General features: G+C 76.1%; 1 protein-coding gene and 1 pseudogene. One reads left to right on the top strand and one right to left on the bottom strand.

Annotation, left to right across the window (positions count from 1 at the left end):
- Nucleotides 1-593, bottom strand: a 593-nt coding sequence (shbA, locus tag NH602_RS30935) for an RNA polymerase sigma factor ShbA (protein WP_253069704.1), incomplete at its 3' end; no start/stop codon positions are given.
- 466 nt (nucleotides 594-1059) lie between these two features.
- Between shbA and NH602_RS30930 the strand changes: the two are divergent.
- Nucleotides 1060-1291: pseudogene (locus NH602_RS30930) on the top strand (S1 family peptidase); the annotation flags it as partial.

Here is a 1291-nt window from a genome sequence, read left to right as displayed (position 1 = left end):
GTGCGGACGGGGGTCCGCGGGACGGGGACGGCGACGACCCGGACGCCGGCCCGGCGGGACGCGCGGTCCTCGAGCTCGCGGCGCAGCCGCTGCAGCGCGCGGTGCTGGGCGACGCGGACCGCGCCGGGGGTGGAGCCGAGCGCGTCGGCGGTCTCCTCCGCGCTCAGCCCGACCGCGATGCGCAGCGTGAGGATCTCGACCTGGCGCGGGCCGAGCAGGCCCATGAGCTCGGACAGGCGGTCGTTGCGCTCGGCGTCGAGCACGACCTGCTCCGGGTCGTCCTCGCGGCTGAACCGCTCGGGGAGCTCCTCGACGGCGTCGCAGCGGTTGCGGGCCATCGCCCGGAACGCGTCGGCGACCTTGTGCCGGGCGATGCCGAACACGAACGCCCGGAACGACATCCCCGACGGCCGGTAGGCCGGGAGCACGGAGAGCACGGCCATGCAGACGTCCTGCGCGACGTCGTCGGCCGAGCCGAGGATCGTATCGCGCCGGCCCAGCCGGGCCCGGCAGAAGCGCTCCACCTGGGGGTGCACCTTCGCCAGGAGCAGCGCGACCGCGCGCTCGTCGCCGGCGACGGCCGCGGCCAGCATCTCCGGCGGGAGGAGGTCCGCCGCCTGCCGGTGGTCGGCCTCCTCGGCGGCGTCCTCGGGTGCGGTCGCGATGGCCACGGGTCCGTCGTGCATCTGCCCAGCTCTCCTCGGTCGCGACCCGGGGCCGCGTCAGGCGCCGGCACCGCCCGCCCGACCCGGGAGAGGTCGGGCGGTGCGACTGTCGCGCTGTCCTCCGCCGGTGGTGGTCGGCGCTGCCGGCAGGTCCGCTCGGCCGCGCCCCGGCCTGCGATCAACCTTTCCGGTGCACCCTTTCGGGGTCAATCAACATGCACAATTTGCGGTATAGGTAGACGGACAGTAGGGGCTTTGGTCCTCATGGGGAGACCTCGGGCACGGACGGACGTCCACCCCTGTCGGAGGAGTGTCCTCCGCCTGCGGGCCGTGACCCGGGCGGAGCGGCGTCGTTGGGCCGGGTGTCACGCTCCGCTCGCCCGAAGGACCGCTCGTGTCTCTGCGTCGCCCGCACCGCCTCCTGCTCGCCGCTCTCGGCACCGTCGCGATCGGTGTGGGGGTGGCCGTGCCGGCGACCGCGGGCCCGGCGCTCCCCCCGGTCACGGTCGGCGAGGACGCCGCCGCGGCGCTGGTGCCCGCGGTGACCGAGGCCCTCGGGCCCGCGCTGGCCGGGACGTGGCTGGCCGACGGACGGCTGATGGTGGGCACCTGGGACGCCGCGGCCG

The sequence above is a fragment of the Pseudonocardia sp. McavD-2-B genome (assembly GCF_024124365.1).
Taxonomy (GTDB): domain Bacteria; phylum Actinomycetota; class Actinomycetes; order Mycobacteriales; family Pseudonocardiaceae; genus Pseudonocardia; species Pseudonocardia alni.
This window is presented reverse-complemented; position numbering and strand designations above follow the sequence as displayed.